This window comes from Bartonella sp. LB28NMGDW (genome assembly GCF_042194435.1).
In the GTDB taxonomy this organism is placed as follows: domain Bacteria; phylum Pseudomonadota; class Alphaproteobacteria; order Rhizobiales; family Rhizobiaceae; genus Bartonella; species Bartonella grahamii.
The window spans coordinates 1-878 of record NZ_JBHIMX010000115.1; the positions used below are offsets into that span (position 1 = coordinate 1).

The 878-nt window shown below is 41.3% G+C and carries 1 protein-coding gene; it reads left to right on the forward strand.

The window, feature by feature from the left end; translation table 11 throughout:
• A partial coding sequence (locus ACFIKG_RS09515; protein ID WP_375652224.1) for a tyrosine-type recombinase/integrase occupies positions 1 to 878 on the forward strand: 878 nt, incomplete at both ends.

Consider the following 878-nt stretch of genomic DNA (forward strand, 5'->3'; position numbering starts at 1 on the left):
CGTGAAATGGGCTTGGGTGCCTTGAGAGATGTTTCTTTAAAACAAGCTCGTGAATTGGCAACTGGGTGGCGTTCTGTTCTTCGTGAAGGGCGTGACCCTATTAAAGAACGTGAAAAACAAAAGCGTGAGGCAATAAGTAATCTCCATTATTTAAAAGATATTGCACTAGATGCTTTTGAAAGTCGTAAAGCTGAATTAAAAAATGATGGTAAAGATGGGGATTGGTTTTTACCATTACGCCTTCATATTCTCCCTAAACTAGGCTGTCTTCCCGTTTCTGAGATTACACAAACAGAGATACGCAATACGCTTGCCCCTATTTGGCATACAAAAGCTGGAACAGCTAATAGAGCTCTTATTCGTCTCAACCTTTGTCTTAAACATGCGGCTGCATTAGGATTGGATGTTGATTTACAAGCAACAGAAAAAGCACGCGCGCTCTTAGGTAAACAACGCCATAAAGTCCAAAATTTACCAGCCATGGATTGGAAAGAGGTGCCGGCTTTTTATAAAACACTCTGTGAAGCATCAACCATAACACAACTGGCTTTGCGTTTGCTTATTCTGACAGGCGTTCGTACCAATCCTTTACGTCATATTCATAAAGATCAAGTTGAGGAGGATATATGGACCATTCCTGCTGAGAATATGAAAGGAAGGCGTGATGCTACAACAGAATTTCGCGTGCCTCTATCAACAGAAGCATTAGAAATTCTAAAACAAGCGCGCTTGCTCTCTCGTAATGATTTCTTTTTTTCTGCTAGAGGTCGTGGTCCCCTCGCTGAGAAATGTATGGCTACATATATGAGAAAAAATAAAATTGAAGCCTGCCCCCATGGTTTTCGTTCTAGTTTACGCAATTGGCTCGCTGAAACAAC